Source organism: Methylobacter arcticus (genome assembly GCF_050917435.1).
In the GTDB taxonomy this organism is placed as follows: domain Bacteria; phylum Pseudomonadota; class Gammaproteobacteria; order Methylococcales; family Methylomonadaceae; genus Methylobacter_A; species Methylobacter_A titanis.
Genome location: NZ_CP159583.1, coordinates 3,109,936 through 3,126,218, shown reverse-complemented (window position 1 = coordinate 3,126,218; position 16,283 = coordinate 3,109,936). Strand labels below are relative to the sequence as shown.

Sequence of the window (16,283 nt, the reverse complement as noted above, 5' to 3'; positions counted from 1 at the left end):
CTTAGCTGTCTTATATTGCGAATACCGGATAAGAGAGAGATGTGTTCGATGAGATTAATAGATGGGCTACGCCAACAGGCGTACCGGCTGCACTGGGTGCAGCCCTGTTTTTCGGAGCGAGCACTCCGCTCGCAAAATTGCTGCTAAATACAGTTACCCCATGGCTGTTGGCGGGATTGCTGTATTTAGGTTCCGGTGTTGGCCTTAGCTTATACAGGTATTTTAGCAAAGCCCCTGCTGTCAAACTGCTCCGCCATGAAGTGTTGTGGTTTGTTGGTGCTATTGTAACGGGAGGGATCATCGGCCCAATACTGTTGATGTTAGGCCTAACCAGGATGCCTGCATCAGGTGCCTCTCTACTGCTGAATGCCGAAGGGGTATTCACTGCACTGTTGGCGTGGTTCGCCTTCAAGGAAAACTTCGATCGGCGAATCGCACTAGGCATGATTGCCATTGTGGCGGGGGTCGCTGTCTTAAGTTGGCCGGATGAAGCGTTTTTTACCGGTGTTTGGCCGTCTCTGGCCGTCATTGGAGCTTGGGGTACCGTAAGGATTCCTTCGTAGTGCGACGTGAAGTCGTATAAGTAATTGTTTAGCTTGAGTAATCATGACTAAACCTGCCGCTCCTCCGGCAGTAGCCTAAGAGTGCAGGCATTAACAGTAATGTGATGTTTGAAGCCACTCTAACAATGTAACCCAATCGAAAGATGAAGTCGAACCCGTGAGGGCAAAACAGAACTGCGAGCATTACGTGGTAGGGTGCTAGGCTTAGAAGGTAAGGTGAACACATGTGAATCAACGATAAATCTCGTTAAATCCGAGGAGTCAAAGATGCTGAAAGACTCTAGCCAAAAGGCAATGTGGTTAGTTTTGGTTTTTACGTATAACCAAACGGGGATAATAAAACCATCGGGAGATAGTTGGCACCTAACCCTTCATTGTTATTTATATGGAACACGGTAAACCCGTATTCCTGCCTATTTTAATTAGGCAAGTTGACCGCAAGGGAAACCTTTGGGAATGCGGGTATAGGAAGTTGGAAAAAGCGAAAGCTATCCTGTAATGAGGTAGATAGGGATTGCGGCGTAAACCAAAATTATCCTGCTCAAAAGAGTGCAGACTTCCAACGGGTCTCAAATTGCAAAATAACTTATAGAACCTTCAGAGGAGGCAAAGCAAATGATGACTACAGTTAATGCAGTTAGTGCAGCCTTCCACGATGACATCAGCTGGCACAGCATTGACTGGGGGCAAGCTCATCGAGTCGTGAGAAGGCTGCAAGTACGTATTGCAAAGGCAGTCAGCGAAGGCCGCTGGAATAAAGCGAAAGCTTTACAATGGCTGCTAACGCATTCGTTTTACGGCAAGGCAGTTGCGGTAAAACGAGTCACTGAAAATCGTGGTAAGAAAACCCCAGGAGTAGACGGGGAGACTTGGAATACACCTGAACAAAAAGCCAAGGCAATTAACTCGCTCAAAAGAAGGGGCTATCAGCCACAACCGTTGAGAAGAGTCCATATTTCCAAAGCAAACGGTAAATTGCGTCCTTTAGGCATTCCAACCTTGTTGGATAGGGCAATGCAGGCTTTACATCTGTTTGCCTTACAACCCATCGCTGAAACAAAAGCTGATTATAACTCTTATGGCTTTCGTCCACAAAGAGCGTGTAGAGACGCGGCGGCGCAATGCTTTGCGGCATTAGTTAGTAAGAATTCAGCTCAGTGGGTCTTGGATGCAGATATATCTGGATGCTTTGACAATATCAGTCATGACTGGTTACTGGCTAATATCCCTATGGATAAAACCGTACTCAAAAAATGGCTGAAAAGCGGCTTTTTTGAAAAAGGAAATTGGTATCCAACGCAAGCAGGCACGCCGCAAGGCGGTATTGCCTCACCAACGTTGGCTAATATGGTTTTAGACGGCATGGAACTCGAACTGGCTAAACACTTCGGTGCAAAAACCAGCACGAAGAGATGGAAAGGAAAAGTTAACTTCATTCGATATGCGGATGATTTTGTGATAACCGGTGCGACGAAAGAAACACTGGAACAGGCAAAGTCAATTATTGCGGAATTTTTGAAAGATAGAGGATTATCGCTCTCAGAAGAGAAAACCAAGATTGTGCATATTGATGAAGGCTTTGATTTTTTAGGATGGAACATTCGCAAATATGGTGGGAAGTTACTCATCAAACCGGCGGAAAAGAATGTGCAAGCATTCCTACGAAAAATTCGACAGATCATCAAAGAAAACCATACAGCAAAACAGGAAAATGTAATTAGACTACTCAATCCAATCATACGGGGATGGGCTAATTATCATCAAAATCAGGTGGCAAAGGAAACCTTTTCAAAGGTAGATCACTTCATCTGGAAAAGGCTTTGGCAATGGGCTTGTCGAAGACACCCCAATAAACCGCTTCGGTGGATAAAGGACAGATATTTTAAAAGCGAGGGACTCCGCAATTGGGTGTTTGGTACGATGGTAAGAACAGAGAAAGGCGAAGTAAAAATGGTCAGGCTGGTTAATGCCAGTGATACGCCCATTCGCCGACATATCAAAATAAAAGCAGAAGCACATCCGTTTAATCCAATTTGGGAAGAATACTTTGAAAGAAGGCTCGGCCTACAAATGAAGGAAAATCTCAGAGGAAAAAATAAATTGCTCAATCTTTGGTATATGCAAGAAGGATTCTGCCCGAACTGTAATGAAAAAATTACGAAGGAAACAGGATGGAATATTCATCACATCCAGCGTAAAACAGACGGTGGTAAGGACAATCTCTTCAATCTCATGTTATTGCATCCAAACTGTCATAGACAACTTCATAACCACGATAAGAAGGTAGCTGCCGACTCTGGTAAAACGGGGTCTTTAGAGGCTTGAGCCGTGTGCAGCGAAAGTTGCATGCACGGTTCTTAGGGGGGAATGGCGTAGTAATACGCTGTTCCTACCCGACAATTGATAGTAGTGACCTGCAACACGTATTACAACTACATTTTACGCCTGCCATGTATCTCCTAACCCGACATCAGAATACTGCTCGTAAATTAAATGATGATAATAGACGTCAAGCTGGCAAGTACACGAATATTCAACCGGGATGTGCGAAATCCATCACTTCTTGCCGTAGGTGCTATCGTGATCAGAGGCAATGGTTAGAAGACGGATAAATTCACCATCACGAAAGGCCGTTGCTCGTCGTGCTTGGGTAATACGCAACGAATAGACAGCATCAATTCCGGGTGGTGGCTTAAAACTAACGATTTTTTCCCATTTCAGGCCACTGTCGCGATAGACCTGGTTCCAGGTCATCTGCCGAAGCTTGTTGAGTGTTTCTATGGCTGCGTGCCGCTCTGCCTTTTGCAGTGTCAGAAGATTCTCCTGAAAGACGGGATTGTTAAGGTCAAGCCTGACCAGTCCATCCGGGTCAATCTTGGCCATTCAGTTTCTCCAGAATGTTATCAACATTGGTATCGGTCGGTGAATTGGCTTGCGTCCAAGACAAGGCATTTTGCAGATCAGCCGCCGTTTTTGGTTGGTGTAGCCAGCGTTCGTTGTCTGGAATGACGGTAGCTGTGCGTACCAGCCAGACCCCCGGCTCTTGCTCTTCCACCAGAACTTGTCGGCCAGCGTACTGCTTGCCCAGCGAGATCTGCCCGTTTGCACCAATGACCTTGACGCTAGGTTGATTAGCCACTGTTATCATTATAACCTCCAAAATATTAATGCACGAATACACTAATGCACTATAGCACTAATAGAATAATATTGGCGAATCAAAATAATGGAGCCGCATCACAACGGCCAAAGGTACGAAACCGACCGGTTTCGTACCTATCTCCCAAGTGGTGTACAAAAGTAGGCTAAATACATTTCGTACATATGCTATAATTCGTACATCACTTTCGGACGGTATAGCCTCATGTCACGCGTATTTGCTTATTGTCGAGTTTCGACTACAGACCAAACTACCCAAAATCAGAGTATAGAAATCAAGGCAGCAGGATTTGCTATTGAAGCGCAGAGACTTATTGAAGAAAGTATCAGTGGATCAGTGGCTGCAAAGGAACGTCCAGGTTTTACTAAATTAATCGACAGGATGGAATCCGGCGATATTCTGGTCGTGACAAAACTTGACCGGCTTGGGCGTAATGCCATGGATGTACGGACAACCGTAGAGCAACTTTCAATTTGGGGGGTGCGCGTACATTGTCTTGCGCTGGGAGGTGTTGATCTGACCAGTCCAGCTGGGAAGATGACAATGCAAGTTATCGCAGCTGTAGCCGAGTTCGAACGTGACCTGTTGATTGAGAGAACGCAGTCAGGGATTAATCGGGCTAAGGCTGCTGGTAAACAATTTGGCAGACCGCCAGTACTAAATATGACAGAACGCGCAGTAGTCATAGAAAGACTGGCTGCTGGGATTAATATTTCTGAGTTAGCTCGTGAATTCAAGACGACTCGACAAACAATTATGCGGATAAGAGAAGCTGCTTTGACGTCACAATAAAGTAGATGGATTTGATTAGACATAGTCTGGATCAAGGGCATGCAACCTAGCGATACGGCCTATCCGCGTTTCAAAACTCGTTTGACGTCAACAGAGTTGGAACGGTTCTACACGCCAACAGATGACGAGTTGACGTTTTGTGCCAACGTCACGCGCTTACCGACGACGCAGCTTGGTTTTGTTGTTTTGTTGAAAACACTCCAGCGATTGGGATATTTCGTGCAGTCGAGCGAAGTCCCGGAAACCATCATCGAACATATTGCGACGGTGATCAATCGCCGCGTTGATCGAGAAGGATTACACAGTTACGACCAATCAAAAGTTCGCTACAACCATTTGGCATCAGTACGGCGATTCCTAGACGTAAAGCCATTCTCTGTTCAGGGAAAGACATTGCTCCGTGTCACGTTCAGCGAAGCAGCTTTCACCAAGGAAGATGTGGCGGACATCGTCAATGTTGGCATTGAAATTCTGGTTCGCCACCGCTATGAGTTGCCAGCGTTTGACACCTTGGTGCGGGAAGCACGCGCCGGACGTGCTGCCACCAATCAAGCACTGTATGAGCAAATTCATAATGCTCTGGGCAAAACGGGTGCGGTCTTTTTCGATGCACTGTTCATCGTCGGCGACGATTCTCGCAGGGTCAGTCCCTGGCACGACATCAAACAAGATCCTGCTAAGCCAACCGTTCATGGTATGCGTGATCTGTTGGTACGCTTCGATCAGTTGACTGCGCTTTCCGGCTATAACGCAGTCCTAAAGACGCTTCCAATCGTTAAAGTCAGCCAATGGGCGTTGGAGGGCAATGCGCTTGACGCTGCCAGCATGGCCGATCTGGCACCATCGAAACGATATGCGGTAACCTTGGCGGTGATTCGTCAGCGACTTGCCATTGTGACAGATGACCTATGTGATGTCTTCTGTAAGCAGATGAGTCGGGTATCGCGTATTGCGGGTGAGAAATTGCAGAAATACTTAATGGATAGTCAAGGCAAGACGGATGAAATTTTGCGTCGTTATGCATTACTCGACACTGTGCTGAGTTCGACAGAATCCGATGAAACTCAGTTACAGGAAGTCCGGCAGACCATTTCTGATCGCCCGATTTATGTGAATTCTCACGGTTGCACACTGAATATGGTGGCAAGAACGAATGCCGCTTCATGAAACCGATCTTTGCTAATCGACGAGCGGAGTTATTGCGTATCCTGTCCAAGTTGCGCTTTGTGTCGACCAGTCAGGATTTAAGTTTTGAACGTGCATTGATACTGATGCTCGCTCAGCGGGGGCGCCACAGCGAGTGGATAACACTGAAAAGTGGTACCTCAGCTTATTTGAGCTTGTCCGACCTGGCCTGGGTACCAGAGAAATGGTGGAAGCTGATTACTGGCGAGCAACAGCGCGAGGCACCAACTCGACTACATCGACGTCAATTCGAGGTGTGTGTTTGCGCCCAAATGGTACGCGAACTGAAATCCGCCGATCTTTGCGTTATTGGGGCCAATAATTATTCCGATACTCGGAACGAACTGGTGCCGCTAGACGAGTGTGCAAAAACCAGAGAGGCTTACGGCCAAGAAGTTGGCCTTCCAGTTGAAGCCGATCCATTCGTAGTGCATGTTCGCGGTCTTTTAACGGCTGCCGCGCAAACAGCGGACGGCGCTTATCCCGATAACCCTTTCTTCCAGATTATTGATGGTCGTCCGAAATTATGCCGACTAAAGAAAAAGCCGATCCCAGAAGGATTCCAGGCACTGGATGTAGCACTGACCAAGAAACTCGATAAACTGGAGCTGTCCCTGTTAGATGTGCTCGTCGATACTTCACAGTGGATTGGCTGGGACAAGCATTTTGGACCGCTCAGTGGACATCAAGGTAAGATTAAGGAAGATGCGCGGCGCAAGATTTTGACCACCTTCGCCTATGGAACAGGCTTGGGTCCAACCCAGACAGCCCGTAATATCGCGGACATCAGTGCACGGCAAATATCCTTTGTTGATCAACGCCAGGCTTCCACCGAAAAACTGGAGGCGGCGATTTGCGACATCATCAATGCTTACAACCAGTTTCAGTTACCGCGTTATTGGGGCGATACCAAACGGGCTGCCGCCGATGGCACGCAGTGGAACTTGTATGAAAACAACTTGCTGACGGAGCGTCACATCCGTTATGGCGGTTATGGTGGCATTGCTTACTACCATGTCAGCGATACCTACATCGCGCTATTCTCGCATTTCATCCCGTGTGGTGCCTGGGAGGCCATCTACATTCTCGACGGCCTGACCAAGAACAAATCGGACATTCAACCCGATATTTTACATGGCGATACCCAGGCGCAGAGCGCTCCGGTTTACGGATTGGCCTTTTTGCTTGGCATCAAGCTGATGCCAAGAATACGGAACTGGAAAGACTTGAAATGGTTTCGTCCGACTCCGCAGGAAGCGTACAAAAACATTGATGAGCTGTTCACCAAGGAAGCCATTGACTGGGATTTGATTGCTTGTCATTTGCCAGACATGCTGCAGGTCGCCCAATCCATTCGGGCGGGTCGGATTTCACCCTCGACTATACTGCGCAAACTTGGCACGGCCAGCAGGAAGAATAAACTGTACTTCGCGTTTCGGGAACTCGGACGGGTGGTTCGTACTACTTTTTTGCTAGAATACATTGGGGATGGGGTTTGAAGTCCAGCGGTACGAAAAGTAACGCTAGCCTCTGTAATGATGCGCTTCTGTAAAAAAGCATTGTTTTGAGCACCATAATTATTTTTCTTGCTTCAAGTACGCGTAAAGAGTCGGCTTTGAAATACCCATCATTGTACAAATCTGCTTTATTGTATGCTTTTTCTCATCATACAGCTTAACGGCAAGTGCCTGCTTGTCGTTGCTGAGTGATTTTGGTCTTCCGCCTGTACGGCCTCTTGCCCTAGCTGCTTTAAGTCCTGCTTGTGTTCTTTCACGAATCAGATTGCGTTCAAATTCTGCAAGCGCTCCAAAAATATGAAAAATCAGTTTTCCAGAACTTGATGAAGTGTCCATAGCTTCATGTAAACTCTTCAATCCAATTCCTCTTGACTCCAATAGCGTCACCATCTCAATCAAGTCTTTCAATGAGCGGCTCAGTCTATCCAGTCGCCATACCACTAAAGTATCTCCAGGCCTTGCGTAGTTTATAGCTTCTTGTAATCCACGGCGTTCAGCTTTAACACCACTTATTTGATCTTCGTAGATACATTCACAACCCGCTTGGTTAAGAGCATCCTGTTGTAAATTTAAATTTTGATCATCGGTGGAAACACGCGCATAGCCAATGAGTATTTGTAGAGTCCGTAATAGTTAATATACTCATTGAAGACGATATTATCTTAACTAAGATAGTTTTACCGAGTTTATTTACCCTATAATGCACCAGCCAAGGCATTCTGTCATGGTAAATCCAGCAGTAAAGAAAACCCTCGATTTTTTGCCCCCCATTTCAAACGTAATGCCAATAGAATTCCTTACGAAAGAACAACGAAGCCATTACGGATTGTTTTCGGGTGAGCCCAATGACAATCAACTTGCCAGATATTTCCATTTGGACAATGCTGATATTTCGATAATCAACAATCGGCGTTGGGATCATAATCGGTTAGGTTTCGCGCTGCAACTGACAACAGTGCGGTTTTTGGGCACCTTCCTGACCGACCCAACTAACGTGCCGCCCGGTGTTTGTGCTTTTGTGGCACATCAAATTGGCGACATAGACAGTGGCTGCCTGTATAAATACTTGGAGCGGAAACCTACCCGTTATGCACATAGCGCTGAAATACAAGATAGATATGGCTACCATGATTTCAATGGCTTTGCTTGGCGGTTCAAGCTAAGCCGCATACTTTATGCCCGTTCGTGGATCAGCAATGAACGCCCCAGCGTCATGTTTGATTTTGCAACGGCCTGGCTGATTGATAATAAAGTCCTTCTGCCTGGCGCAACGACACTTTCGCGCTTGATCTCAGAAATTAAGAAAAGGACTAACAAGAGGTTATGGCAACGTTTGGCAGCTTTGCCCAATGATGCTCAAAAATCAAAACTGAAGGATCTTTTAAAAGTGCCAGATGGCGCCGGGTCTTCAAAATTTGACCTATTACGTCGTGGCCCAGTCAGTATCAGTGGGCCATCTCTTACCGCTGCGATTAATCGCTATGTTGAACTTCGTAACTTTGGTGTCCATACGCTCAGATTAAAGCATATTCCGCTGATTAGATTAAAAAATCTGGCCCGTTATGTAGGCATGGCCTCCATGCATAAAATTTTACGCTTGCCAGAGGAGAGGCGCATCGCAACCCTTGTTGCTTTTGTTTATGCTTTTGAAATAGCCGCGCTCGACGATGCGCTTGACGTACTTGATTTGCTGATCACCCAAGTGACCGCTGAGGCCAAAAAAAATGGGCGCAAGAAACGTTTGCGCACCATGAAAGACTTGGATAGGTCGGCACTCATTTTGGCGGAAGCCTGTGCTTTTATGTTGAATGGCGCAGGTAGTGATAATGATTTGCGCGATGCCCTTTTCACAAAAATACCCAAAGAGAATATGCTTCAATCTATTGCCACCATTAATGAATTGGCACGGGCACCGGACAACAATTATTATGACGAAATGGTCGAGCAATATGGCAGAGTTCGCCGTTTTTTGCCGCACCTGTTGGATAAAATAGACTTCAAGGCCGCTCCAGCCGGAACAACCCTGCTTGAAGCGCTCAATTATTTACGCCAATTGGATGGTAAACAGAAGCTATCCCTGAAAGATGCCCCAGTTGATATTGTTTTAAAATCTTGGCGTCGCTTAGTTTTTAATAAGGATGGTCAGGTAAACAAGCAAGCTTATACCTTGTGCGTATTGGACAGGTTACAAGATAATCTGCGGCGTCGTGACATTTATGTTGAAGCCAGCGACCGCTGGAGCGATCCCAGGGCAAAACTATTGCGAGGCGAACACTGGGAAGCCAACAAACTGCAAATTTGTCGGGCGCTTGGCCATTCGTTGACGGCCGATGAGGCTACCAAAAACCTGTCATCATCCCTCGATAATGCCTATAAACAAGCCGAAGCAAACTTTTCCACAAATGATGCCGTGCGTATTGAAACCGTCGATGACACCCCAACGCTGACCATCACTAATCTTGACCAATTGGAGGAACCGCCAAGCCTGATCCAGTTGCGCCTGCAAGTCACAAGTTTTCTGCCGCCGATCGATTTGACCGAATTGCTTTTGGAAATCCATGCGCACACCGGTTTTGCCGATACGTTCACGCATGTCAGTGAATCCAATGCGCGTGCTGACGATCTGGCCATAAGCATTTGTGCCGTGTTGATAGCCGAGGCTTGCAATATCGGCATTGAGCCCTTGATCAAACACAATATTCCTGCCTTAACGCGTCATAGGCTAAACTGGGTGAAGCAGAATTACATGCGCGCTGAAACATTGACGAGTGCCAATAGTCAGCTGGTTGATTATCACACAAGCATACCACTGGCAAAATCTTGGGGCGGGGGTGAAGTTGCATCGGCGGACGGCATGCGCTTTGTGACACCGGTCCGAACCATCAACTCAGGGCCCAATAAAAAATATTTTGGCTCGGATAGAGGGATCACTTGGTACAATTTCATATCCGACCAGTTTTCTGGCTTTCACGGGATTGTCATCCCCGGAACATTGAGAGATTCAATTTTTGTTTTGGAAGGCTTGCTGGAACAGCAAACCCGCTTGAACCCCACTGAAATCATGACGGACACTGCAGGGTCGAGCGATATGATTTTTGGGCTTTTTTGGCTGCTGGGTTATCAGTTTTCACCACGGTTGGCGGATGCAGGCGAATCTGTTTTTTGGCGTATTAATGTGAATGCCGATTATGGCGCACTGGATAAGCTCGCCAGAAGTAAGGTGAAAATGAACCGCGTTACGCAACATTGGGATGACATGTTGCGTATTGCCGGTTCGCTTAAACTGGGTACCATCCAGGCGTCAGAACTAATTCGTTCATTGCTCAAAAGCGAACGGCCTTCAAGTCTGGCCAAAGCGATTATTGAAGTGGGGCGCATCAATAAAACCATCTATCTGCTGAATTACATAGATAACAAGGAATATCGTCGTCGAATCTTAACGCAGCTTAATCGTGGCGAAGGCAGGCACGCCGTTGCCCGAGTAATTTGTCATGGTCAACGGGGTGAAATCCGCAAACGTTACCGCGAGGGCCAAGAAGATCAACTCGGCGCTTTAGGACTTGTCACCAATGCCGTTGTGCTTTGGAATACCCTATACATGGAATCGGCGTTAAACCATATGAAAGGCCAGGGTATCCACATCAATGAAGGAGATTTTCCCAGGTTGTCCCCATTGCTACATTCACACGTAAATATGTTAGGGCACTATTCCTTTGTACTCACTGATCTCATTTCAAAAGGTAAGCTAAGGCCTTTAAATAATCAAAGCTGAATCATGATAGAGGCTAGCGTTACTTTTCGTACCGTTGGACTTCAAAGCCCTTAACTTGCCCCCACAGGTCTTTGGAGGTAAATACTTTCGATGCCAGAAAACGCGTCATCTGGTCATGGCTTATACCCCCTTCCATCATTGCCGACAATCCGGTCGCCGTCGCAAACCCGTTATTGCAGATCAGGTAGTCTGTGTATAATTCTAATTTTATTTTTTCCATCCCGAAATAATACGCTTTTTGAAGGGTGGGTGCGTAACATCAGTTAATAAGGTATAGATGGGTTACCGGGTGTCGTTAAAATGTCTGGCAATCGCTATCTTGGTAGCGCATTTATTCATTTTTGCGACGTGCTGACGTCGACTTTGACAATTTGCAACCTACTGACATCGGGTTTGAATACTGCTGACATTGTCTATATTTGTGGCAGCCTTGATCCAGAATACCTGGTTAATTGCATCCATAACTACTTATCCGACTCATTCAGCGATTTGTAAACAGTTGATCGACCAATGCCCATTTGCCGGGCAATGTCGGTAGCCCCTATGCCATTTTTACGTAAGGCGCTTATTTTTTCTGCATCAATGGTACGTTTGCGACCAAACTTTACCCCTTTAGCCTTAGCCTCGATACGTCCTTCATTGGTACGTTCAAGAATACGTTGACGCTCCGCCTGCGCTACGGCTGACAGAATGGTGACGATCATTTTCCCCATGGTTCCTTCGGTGCTGATACCGTCATCCAAAAAACGAACGGCAACGCCCATATTATCAAATTCTTTGATTAAGGCGATCATGTCTGCCGTATCTCGACCCAAGCGATCCAGTTTTTTAACCAGGATCACATCACCTTCTTCAATTTTAACGCGTAGCAGACTTAATCCATCTCTCTGCACATGGCTGCCGGAGACTTTATCGGAAAAAATTCGGCTGGCTTTGACCCCAGCTTCTTTAAGAGCCTTGATCTGAATATCGAGGGACTGTTGGCTCGTGGATACCCGAGCATAACCAAATAATCTCATTGCAAAACTGTCTCCTAAATCGATTAATAGACAGAGTGTCTAATAATGTAGTTAAAAACGATTTAATAGACAGTTTATTCTAAGCCAATTACCCTGTCTACAAACTTATAATATAATAGACACCTATTACGCTAGACTTCATTCAATTTTACCTCTAGCCTGGAATAAATCTATGTCCATCGATTTTTTAACCAAAAAACTACAGTTAATTTAATCATCGAGCTCGGAAGGTATGACGGGGTGAGGTGGTAGTTAATTAGCCATTAGAGCTAAACAAGCTCAACCCAACCAATCAGCCCAGCGGAATAAGGCTGTTCGTCCTTAATAATTCCACGATATTTAAGTTCACGTTCCATAATCGTTTCCAGTTTGGGTAGCATTTCTAAATGGTTGCCGGAACTGTTGACAGGTATTTGTTGAAAAATATCTTCCGTGTGCTTTTCCATAATGGGTAACCTGTTCCCATCCGTATCGACAGCAAATTTCAAGATAGAATGTACATCGTGGCCTTTATCGTTATGGGTTTCTATTTCCCAAATTGAAAGTATTCCATTATTGCCGGAAGACTTTACAGCAATGCCAATCTCTTCAGCCGCTAATTGGCGAAAACGAATTAACAAATCTTCGACAAAAGGATGATCAAGACCTATCAATTGCAACTGTTCAGAATTGTTCGCTTCGTCCCGGTCAGTAGTAAATTGACCTTGCACACTATTTTTTTCATCTCGCAATTCATAATGAACGTCATCAAGCTTATTGAATTTAAAGCCATCAAATACACATGCCTTGTCGACAAAGCCAATCAACAAATTCAAGCTTTCCTGGATTTTAGACAACGGTGCATAATCGTCCAAACTGAATCGATCCAAATCTTGAAATAATTCAAAAACAACTTCGCGTGCCTGACTGGCATTATTCATTGCTGCGTTTAACTCAAGCCGAGTGCGGATTAATTCAGGATCTTGCAGTGCTTGGGCATAAAGTTCTTGATACTTAATGCGTTCGGAAAGCTGCCCTAAAATTTGAGAACGTAAATCCTCGGCTACATTGCCTTGCTCATCTACTTTACCCAGCGTCAGCGCGATTTCCTTTAACTTATCATCCAAGAGAAGATAAATTTTGCCCTCAATAGTGTCACCTAAAACCAAGTTATAGACTTGTGCTGTGTCATTTTGACCATAACGATGAATTCTTCCGATACGTTGCTCGACGTCCATCGGGTTCCAGGGTAAATCAAAATTAAACAATATCCGGGCATGTTGCAAATTGATACCTTCGCGTCCTGCGGCAGTGCATATCATGACTCTGGGTCCATTGGCTTGTTTAAAGCGTTTCTCAGCGGCTACTTTACTGCCGTGATCACCACCTTTAAGAACAACGACTCCTTGGCCCGGATAAGCGAAGTCAATTTTTTCGCCTAACATTTCAACGGTACCTAAATAGGTTGCAAAAATAACGATACGTTCAGAGGTGTTTTCTTGCCACAGAACACCTAAAGCACCCAGTAATTTATCAACCTTGGTTTCTTGTGTAGAGGGAAAAACTTCCAATAAAGCTTTAATGCGCATCCGTTCTTCTGGTAAAGCAATGGTAATGATATTCATGGCGACATCTTCAGCGGCAGCCAAATCCACTTCATCGCTGTAAGCATCAGAGGCTAAAGCTAATTCTTCTTCATCCAGCTTTTTTAACAAACGACGTTTTGCATCATTAAGAATATGATCGACTTCAAGATCATGGATACGCTCATAGCCCAAGCCAAAATCCATGCGAATGATTTCTCTGGCTTCAAAAAATGCTTGATCACGCGCTTCAATATCCAGATTCTTATCGTGCATTAATCCTTCGTGGATAGTTAAGGCCAATAAACGTCGACGTAAAGTACGATAGACAGCTGCAAAACTGGACGCAGCTATTTTTTGAAAAATAGTCATAATGAAGCCAAGTGCTCGACCTTTACCTCCTGCCTTTTTGGCGAGCGCAAAACCATCGCGTAAATACTCATTTAACGCCTGATAAAACAAGCGTTCTTCATCAGACATAACAAAAGCTTCGGTATGTACCCAGCGTCTGGCAAACAGATTTGAACCATCGGATCGACAGGCATCTGCTTTAGTGCGTCTGATAACAATCGGATTAAGCCGATGGCGTTGCTCCAGCATGTCAATTTCATCTTCAAATAAGATGGGGTCTAATAACTGAATCAATTTCCAAAAACGGAAATGGTCGCCTTGATGCGGAGTAGCTGAAAGTAGAATTAAATCCCGGCAATGATCACGCAAAATTTCAGCTAACTTATAATTTTGCGTTTTTCGGATCTTTTGGCCTTGCTTATGCGCGGTTAAATGATGGGCTTCATCAAACACCACAACATCCCATAGTGGCGCAGCCAGTAGTTTTTTGATGCGCTCTGGACGTTTAAGCGTATCAATACTGGCAATCAATAAATTATGCTTAGCAAACGCATTGGTGCGTCTATCGCTGACGTCACCCTCGCGGCCAAAGATTTCAAAATTCAGGTTAAAAACGTCGTTTAATTCTCTGTGCCAGTTATTTACCAAACCCGCTGGTACAACCATTAATGCACGTTTAAGCTCGCCGCGACTGGCCAACTCTCGCAAAATTAAGGCAGTTTCAATCGTTTTACCCAGCCCTACTTCGTCCGCTATTAAAAAGCGGCGCGGCATGGATGTCGCCACATGATGAGTTAATACGACTTGATGCGGCAGCAAATCGATTTTTGCCGACGTTAGTGAACTGGCACTGTCCAGTAAGGGTAATTCGTGAGCTTGCCAACACAACCAGGCTTTAATGGCCCGAGTTTCACCGCCTTGTACATGAGTAACTACCGTCTCATTACGGCCTAAAAGGGCTTGTAAAGCTTGTAACGGTACCTGACGTTCACCCTCAGCAAAAAATATTCGTGCATAATCATCCGCAAGACTGATAACAACGCCTTGACCAAAAGACGCATGTTTAACACGATCACCCGGTTTAATCAGCATCATCAAATCTTACGAAATACGTTGATGATAAAGACCCAACCACTGGCCTTGTGACGATTCTATACGCTTGACCCCATTTTGAGCGCCATTCCAGATACAACGACCTATCGGGAAATTTTGTTGTCTATAATTACCGCTCAACCACCAGTTATAACTGTTTTCACTTGCATTCTCTAACCAGCGACTTTTCTCCGCCATCCAGAAAATTAAGGCACAATTATCAACACTGGATTGAAAGCTTTGTATTTTGGTGTAAACCTGTTGTTCGACCCAATCCACTACTTCATCCGGTGTCAACGCATCGATCATTACATCCAGACCTGCCACCATTACTGCACTATCATTGATAAACGGCATATCGTCTTCTGGCCAACCGGCCTCATACAGCTCAAAAAAACGCCGTAAACTAATGATTTTAGAGGCTGCGTTAAATTGAGATAGCGTGTCGCCATCCCATAGCACACTGATACCCCGGCGCTTCCAAACATCGTCACGCAATGCTGCATTCATAATTATTTTTCCCCAGCTTCATGCAAGGCAAATTCAACCATCTTATCACCCAGCCAGATTCCACGTTGGCGCATGCGACGGATAGCATCCGTCATAGAAAGGGGATAACCCATTTTTTTGGCTTTCAACAAAATACCGATAGAGCCGGTAAGACTTAATCCCGAAAGGCGGGCAAAGCGCCGCCCCACTGTTTCATCAATGGCCACCAACGGTATGTCCTGTTGCAAAGCCAATTGGATGACGGCGGCTTCGCCGACATCAAGCGAATTTTGCAGCAGCAAAGGGATGTTTACTGGCTGGTTTTGCTTATGTAGCCAAGCCATTTGGTCAAACTCAGTAATTGCAAAACCATCTGCACCGCCTGCTTGAATTTCCCGGCATACCTCAAAAGGTACCCACACCCGGCTGTATAAAAGCGGTAACATGTCCAAAGAGCCCGTTGCTGCAATCAAAGTAATGATGGGCGTAGTGTTGATCACCAGCTCTTTTGCTTCAGGCATTGGCAAAATCCGATTGAAGATCTTCTGTACTCAAATCAATAACGGCGACGCCGTAGTCATGTAAACTGAGTAAAAATGCCACCCGCTCCATGCCGACAAGTGCCGCAGCAGTTCCGCTGGAAATACGCTTAAGTTCATACATCTTAACTGCCATCGCCATTTTCGCCTCGTGTTCAAATTGTTCTGACGATTGTTGTAAGGCATCGGGTAGTTTTTCGGGATAGTTCACGATCATTTGCATTAACTTTCTCCTGATAGTA

14 protein-coding genes and 1 pseudogene are annotated in these 16,283 nt (G+C 45.5%); 6 read left to right on the top strand and 9 right to left on the bottom strand.

Translation table 11 applies throughout. The features are described from left to right. The first annotated feature begins 41 nt into the window (after positions 1 to 41). Positions 42 to 563, top strand: coding sequence for a DMT family transporter (locus ABXJ76_RS14850; protein ID WP_432741506.1), 522 nt, complete (start codon positions 42 to 44; stop codon positions 561 to 563). 615 nt (positions 564 to 1,178) lie between these two features. Then, positions 1,179 to 2,888 (top strand): group II intron reverse transcriptase/maturase, encoded by a 1,710-nt coding sequence (gene ltrA, locus ABXJ76_RS14845; RefSeq protein WP_432741505.1) that lies wholly within the window; start codon positions 1,179 to 1,181, stop codon positions 2,886 to 2,888. A gap of 231 nt (positions 2,889 to 3,119) precedes the next feature. Here ltrA and ABXJ76_RS14840 read toward each other — a convergent pair whose 3' ends face one another. Together ABXJ76_RS14840 and ABXJ76_RS14835 are read right to left on the bottom strand one after the other, a co-directional pair. Then, entirely contained in the window at positions 3,120 to 3,446 is a 327-nt protein-coding gene (locus tag ABXJ76_RS14840; protein WP_432741504.1) for a hypothetical protein, read from the bottom strand. Continuing rightward, positions 3,433 to 3,711: a hypothetical protein gene (locus ABXJ76_RS14835; RefSeq protein WP_432741503.1), complete on the bottom strand. Its 279-nt coding sequence runs from the start codon at positions 3,709 to 3,711 to the stop codon at positions 3,433 to 3,435. Before ABXJ76_RS14835 ends, ABXJ76_RS14840 begins: the two co-directional genes overlap by 14 nt. A 216-nt stretch (positions 3,712 to 3,927) precedes the next feature. Here ABXJ76_RS14835 and ABXJ76_RS14830 point away from each other — a divergent pair, with 216 nt between their 5' ends. Genes ABXJ76_RS14830 through ABXJ76_RS14820 form a run of 3 tightly spaced genes read left to right on the top strand, consistent with a single transcriptional unit; the run spans position 3,928 to position 7,199 of the window. Then, entirely contained in the window at positions 3,928 to 4,515 is a 588-nt protein-coding gene (locus ABXJ76_RS14830; RefSeq protein WP_432741502.1) for a recombinase family protein, read from the top strand. Positions 4,516 to 4,554: 39 nt separating this feature from the next. Further along, complete coding sequence (locus ABXJ76_RS14825) at positions 4,555 to 5,682, top strand: DUF4158 domain-containing protein (RefSeq protein ID WP_432741501.1); 1,128 nt, start codon at positions 4,555 to 4,557, stop codon at positions 5,680 to 5,682. Further along, on the top strand, positions 5,679 to 7,199 hold the full coding sequence (locus ABXJ76_RS14820) for a transposase (RefSeq protein WP_432741500.1): 1,521 nt from the start codon (positions 5,679 to 5,681) through the stop codon (positions 7,197 to 7,199). The genes ABXJ76_RS14825 and ABXJ76_RS14820 overlap by 4 nt, the downstream gene beginning before the upstream one ends. Before the next feature lie 78 nt (positions 7,200 to 7,277). On the opposite strand, the gene ABXJ76_RS14815 is transcribed toward ABXJ76_RS14820, so the two are convergent. Further along, positions 7,278 to 7,826, bottom strand: coding sequence for a recombinase family protein (locus ABXJ76_RS14815; RefSeq protein ID WP_432746534.1), 549 nt, complete (start codon positions 7,824 to 7,826; stop codon positions 7,278 to 7,280). Between the two features lie 172 nt (positions 7,827 to 7,998). On the opposite strand from ABXJ76_RS14815, the gene ABXJ76_RS14810 reads away from it, so the two are divergent. Further along, positions 7,999 to 10,989: a Tn3 family transposase gene (locus ABXJ76_RS14810; RefSeq protein ID WP_432741471.1), complete on the top strand. Its 2,991-nt coding sequence runs from the start codon at positions 7,999 to 8,001 to the stop codon at positions 10,987 to 10,989. 49 nt (positions 10,990 to 11,038) lie between these two features. Here the strand turns inward: ABXJ76_RS14810 and ABXJ76_RS14805 are convergent. The 6 genes and pseudogenes from ABXJ76_RS14805 to ABXJ76_RS14780 form a co-directional block, all read right to left on the bottom strand. Further along, positions 11,039 to 11,209, bottom strand: a pseudogene (locus ABXJ76_RS14805) (IS701 family transposase); the annotation flags it as partial. A gap of 244 nt (positions 11,210 to 11,453) precedes the next feature. Next, positions 11,454 to 12,008: a recombinase family protein gene (locus tag ABXJ76_RS14800; RefSeq protein ID WP_432741499.1), complete on the bottom strand. Its 555-nt coding sequence runs from the start codon at positions 12,006 to 12,008 to the stop codon at positions 11,454 to 11,456. 269 nt (positions 12,009 to 12,277) lie between these two features. After that, entirely contained in the window at positions 12,278 to 14,695 is a 2,418-nt protein-coding gene (locus ABXJ76_RS14795) for a DEAD/DEAH box helicase (protein ID WP_432741498.1), read from the bottom strand. 327 nt (positions 14,696 to 15,022) lie between these two features. Then, the gene (locus ABXJ76_RS14790) at positions 15,023 to 15,523 is read right to left on the bottom strand and encodes a hypothetical protein (protein WP_432741497.1); all 501 of its coding nucleotides are present in this window, start codon (positions 15,521 to 15,523) and stop codon (positions 15,023 to 15,025) included. Between the two features lie 2 nt (positions 15,524 to 15,525). Continuing rightward, a complete protein-coding gene (locus tag ABXJ76_RS14785; RefSeq protein ID WP_432741496.1) occupies positions 15,526 to 16,023 on the bottom strand; it encodes a DUF3368 domain-containing protein in 498 nt (165 codons plus the stop codon). After that, the gene (locus ABXJ76_RS14780) at positions 16,016 to 16,264 is read right to left on the bottom strand and encodes a UPF0175 family protein (protein WP_432741495.1); all 249 of its coding nucleotides are present in this window, start codon (positions 16,262 to 16,264) and stop codon (positions 16,016 to 16,018) included. The genes ABXJ76_RS14785 and ABXJ76_RS14780 overlap by 8 nt, the downstream gene beginning before the upstream one ends. Between the last annotated feature and the right edge of the window lie 19 nt (positions 16,265 to 16,283).

What these genes read in the sequence shown, in the direction of transcription:
- ltrA (WP_432741505.1), top strand. Translation starts at nt 1,179, where the DNA reads ATGATGACTACAGTTAATGCAGTTAGTGCAGCCTTCCACGATGACATC.
- ABXJ76_RS14840 (WP_432741504.1), bottom strand. Translation starts at nt 3,446, where the DNA reads ATGGCCAAGATTGACCCGGATGGACTGGTCAGGCTTGACCTTAACAAT.
- ABXJ76_RS14835 (WP_432741503.1), bottom strand. Translation starts at nt 3,711, where the DNA reads ATGATAACAGTGGCTAATCAACCTAGCGTCAAGGTCATTGGTGCAAAC.
- ABXJ76_RS14830 (WP_432741502.1), top strand. Translation starts at nt 3,928, where the DNA reads ATGTCACGCGTATTTGCTTATTGTCGAGTTTCGACTACAGACCAAACT.
- ABXJ76_RS14825 (WP_432741501.1), top strand. Translation starts at nt 4,555, where the DNA reads ATGCAACCTAGCGATACGGCCTATCCGCGTTTCAAAACTCGTTTGACG.
- ABXJ76_RS14820 (WP_432741500.1), top strand. Translation starts at nt 5,679, where the DNA reads ATGAAACCGATCTTTGCTAATCGACGAGCGGAGTTATTGCGTATCCTG.
- ABXJ76_RS14810 (WP_432741471.1), top strand. Translation starts at nt 7,999, where the DNA reads ATGCCAATAGAATTCCTTACGAAAGAACAACGAAGCCATTACGGATTG.
- ABXJ76_RS14800 (WP_432741499.1), bottom strand. Translation starts at nt 12,008, where the DNA reads ATGAGATTATTTGGTTATGCTCGGGTATCCACGAGCCAACAGTCCCTC.
- ABXJ76_RS14795 (WP_432741498.1), bottom strand. Translation starts at nt 14,695, where the DNA reads ATGCCGCGCCGCTTTTTAATAGCGGACGAAGTAGGGCTGGGTAAAACG.
- ABXJ76_RS14790 (WP_432741497.1), bottom strand. Translation starts at nt 15,523, where the DNA reads ATGAATGCAGCATTGCGTGACGATGTTTGGAAGCGCCGGGGTATCAGT.
- ABXJ76_RS14785 (WP_432741496.1), bottom strand. Translation starts at nt 16,023, where the DNA reads ATGCCTGAAGCAAAAGAGCTGGTGATCAACACTACGCCCATCATTACT.
- ABXJ76_RS14780 (WP_432741495.1), bottom strand. Translation starts at nt 16,264, where the DNA reads ATGCAAATGATCGTGAACTATCCCGAAAAACTACCCGATGCCTTACAA.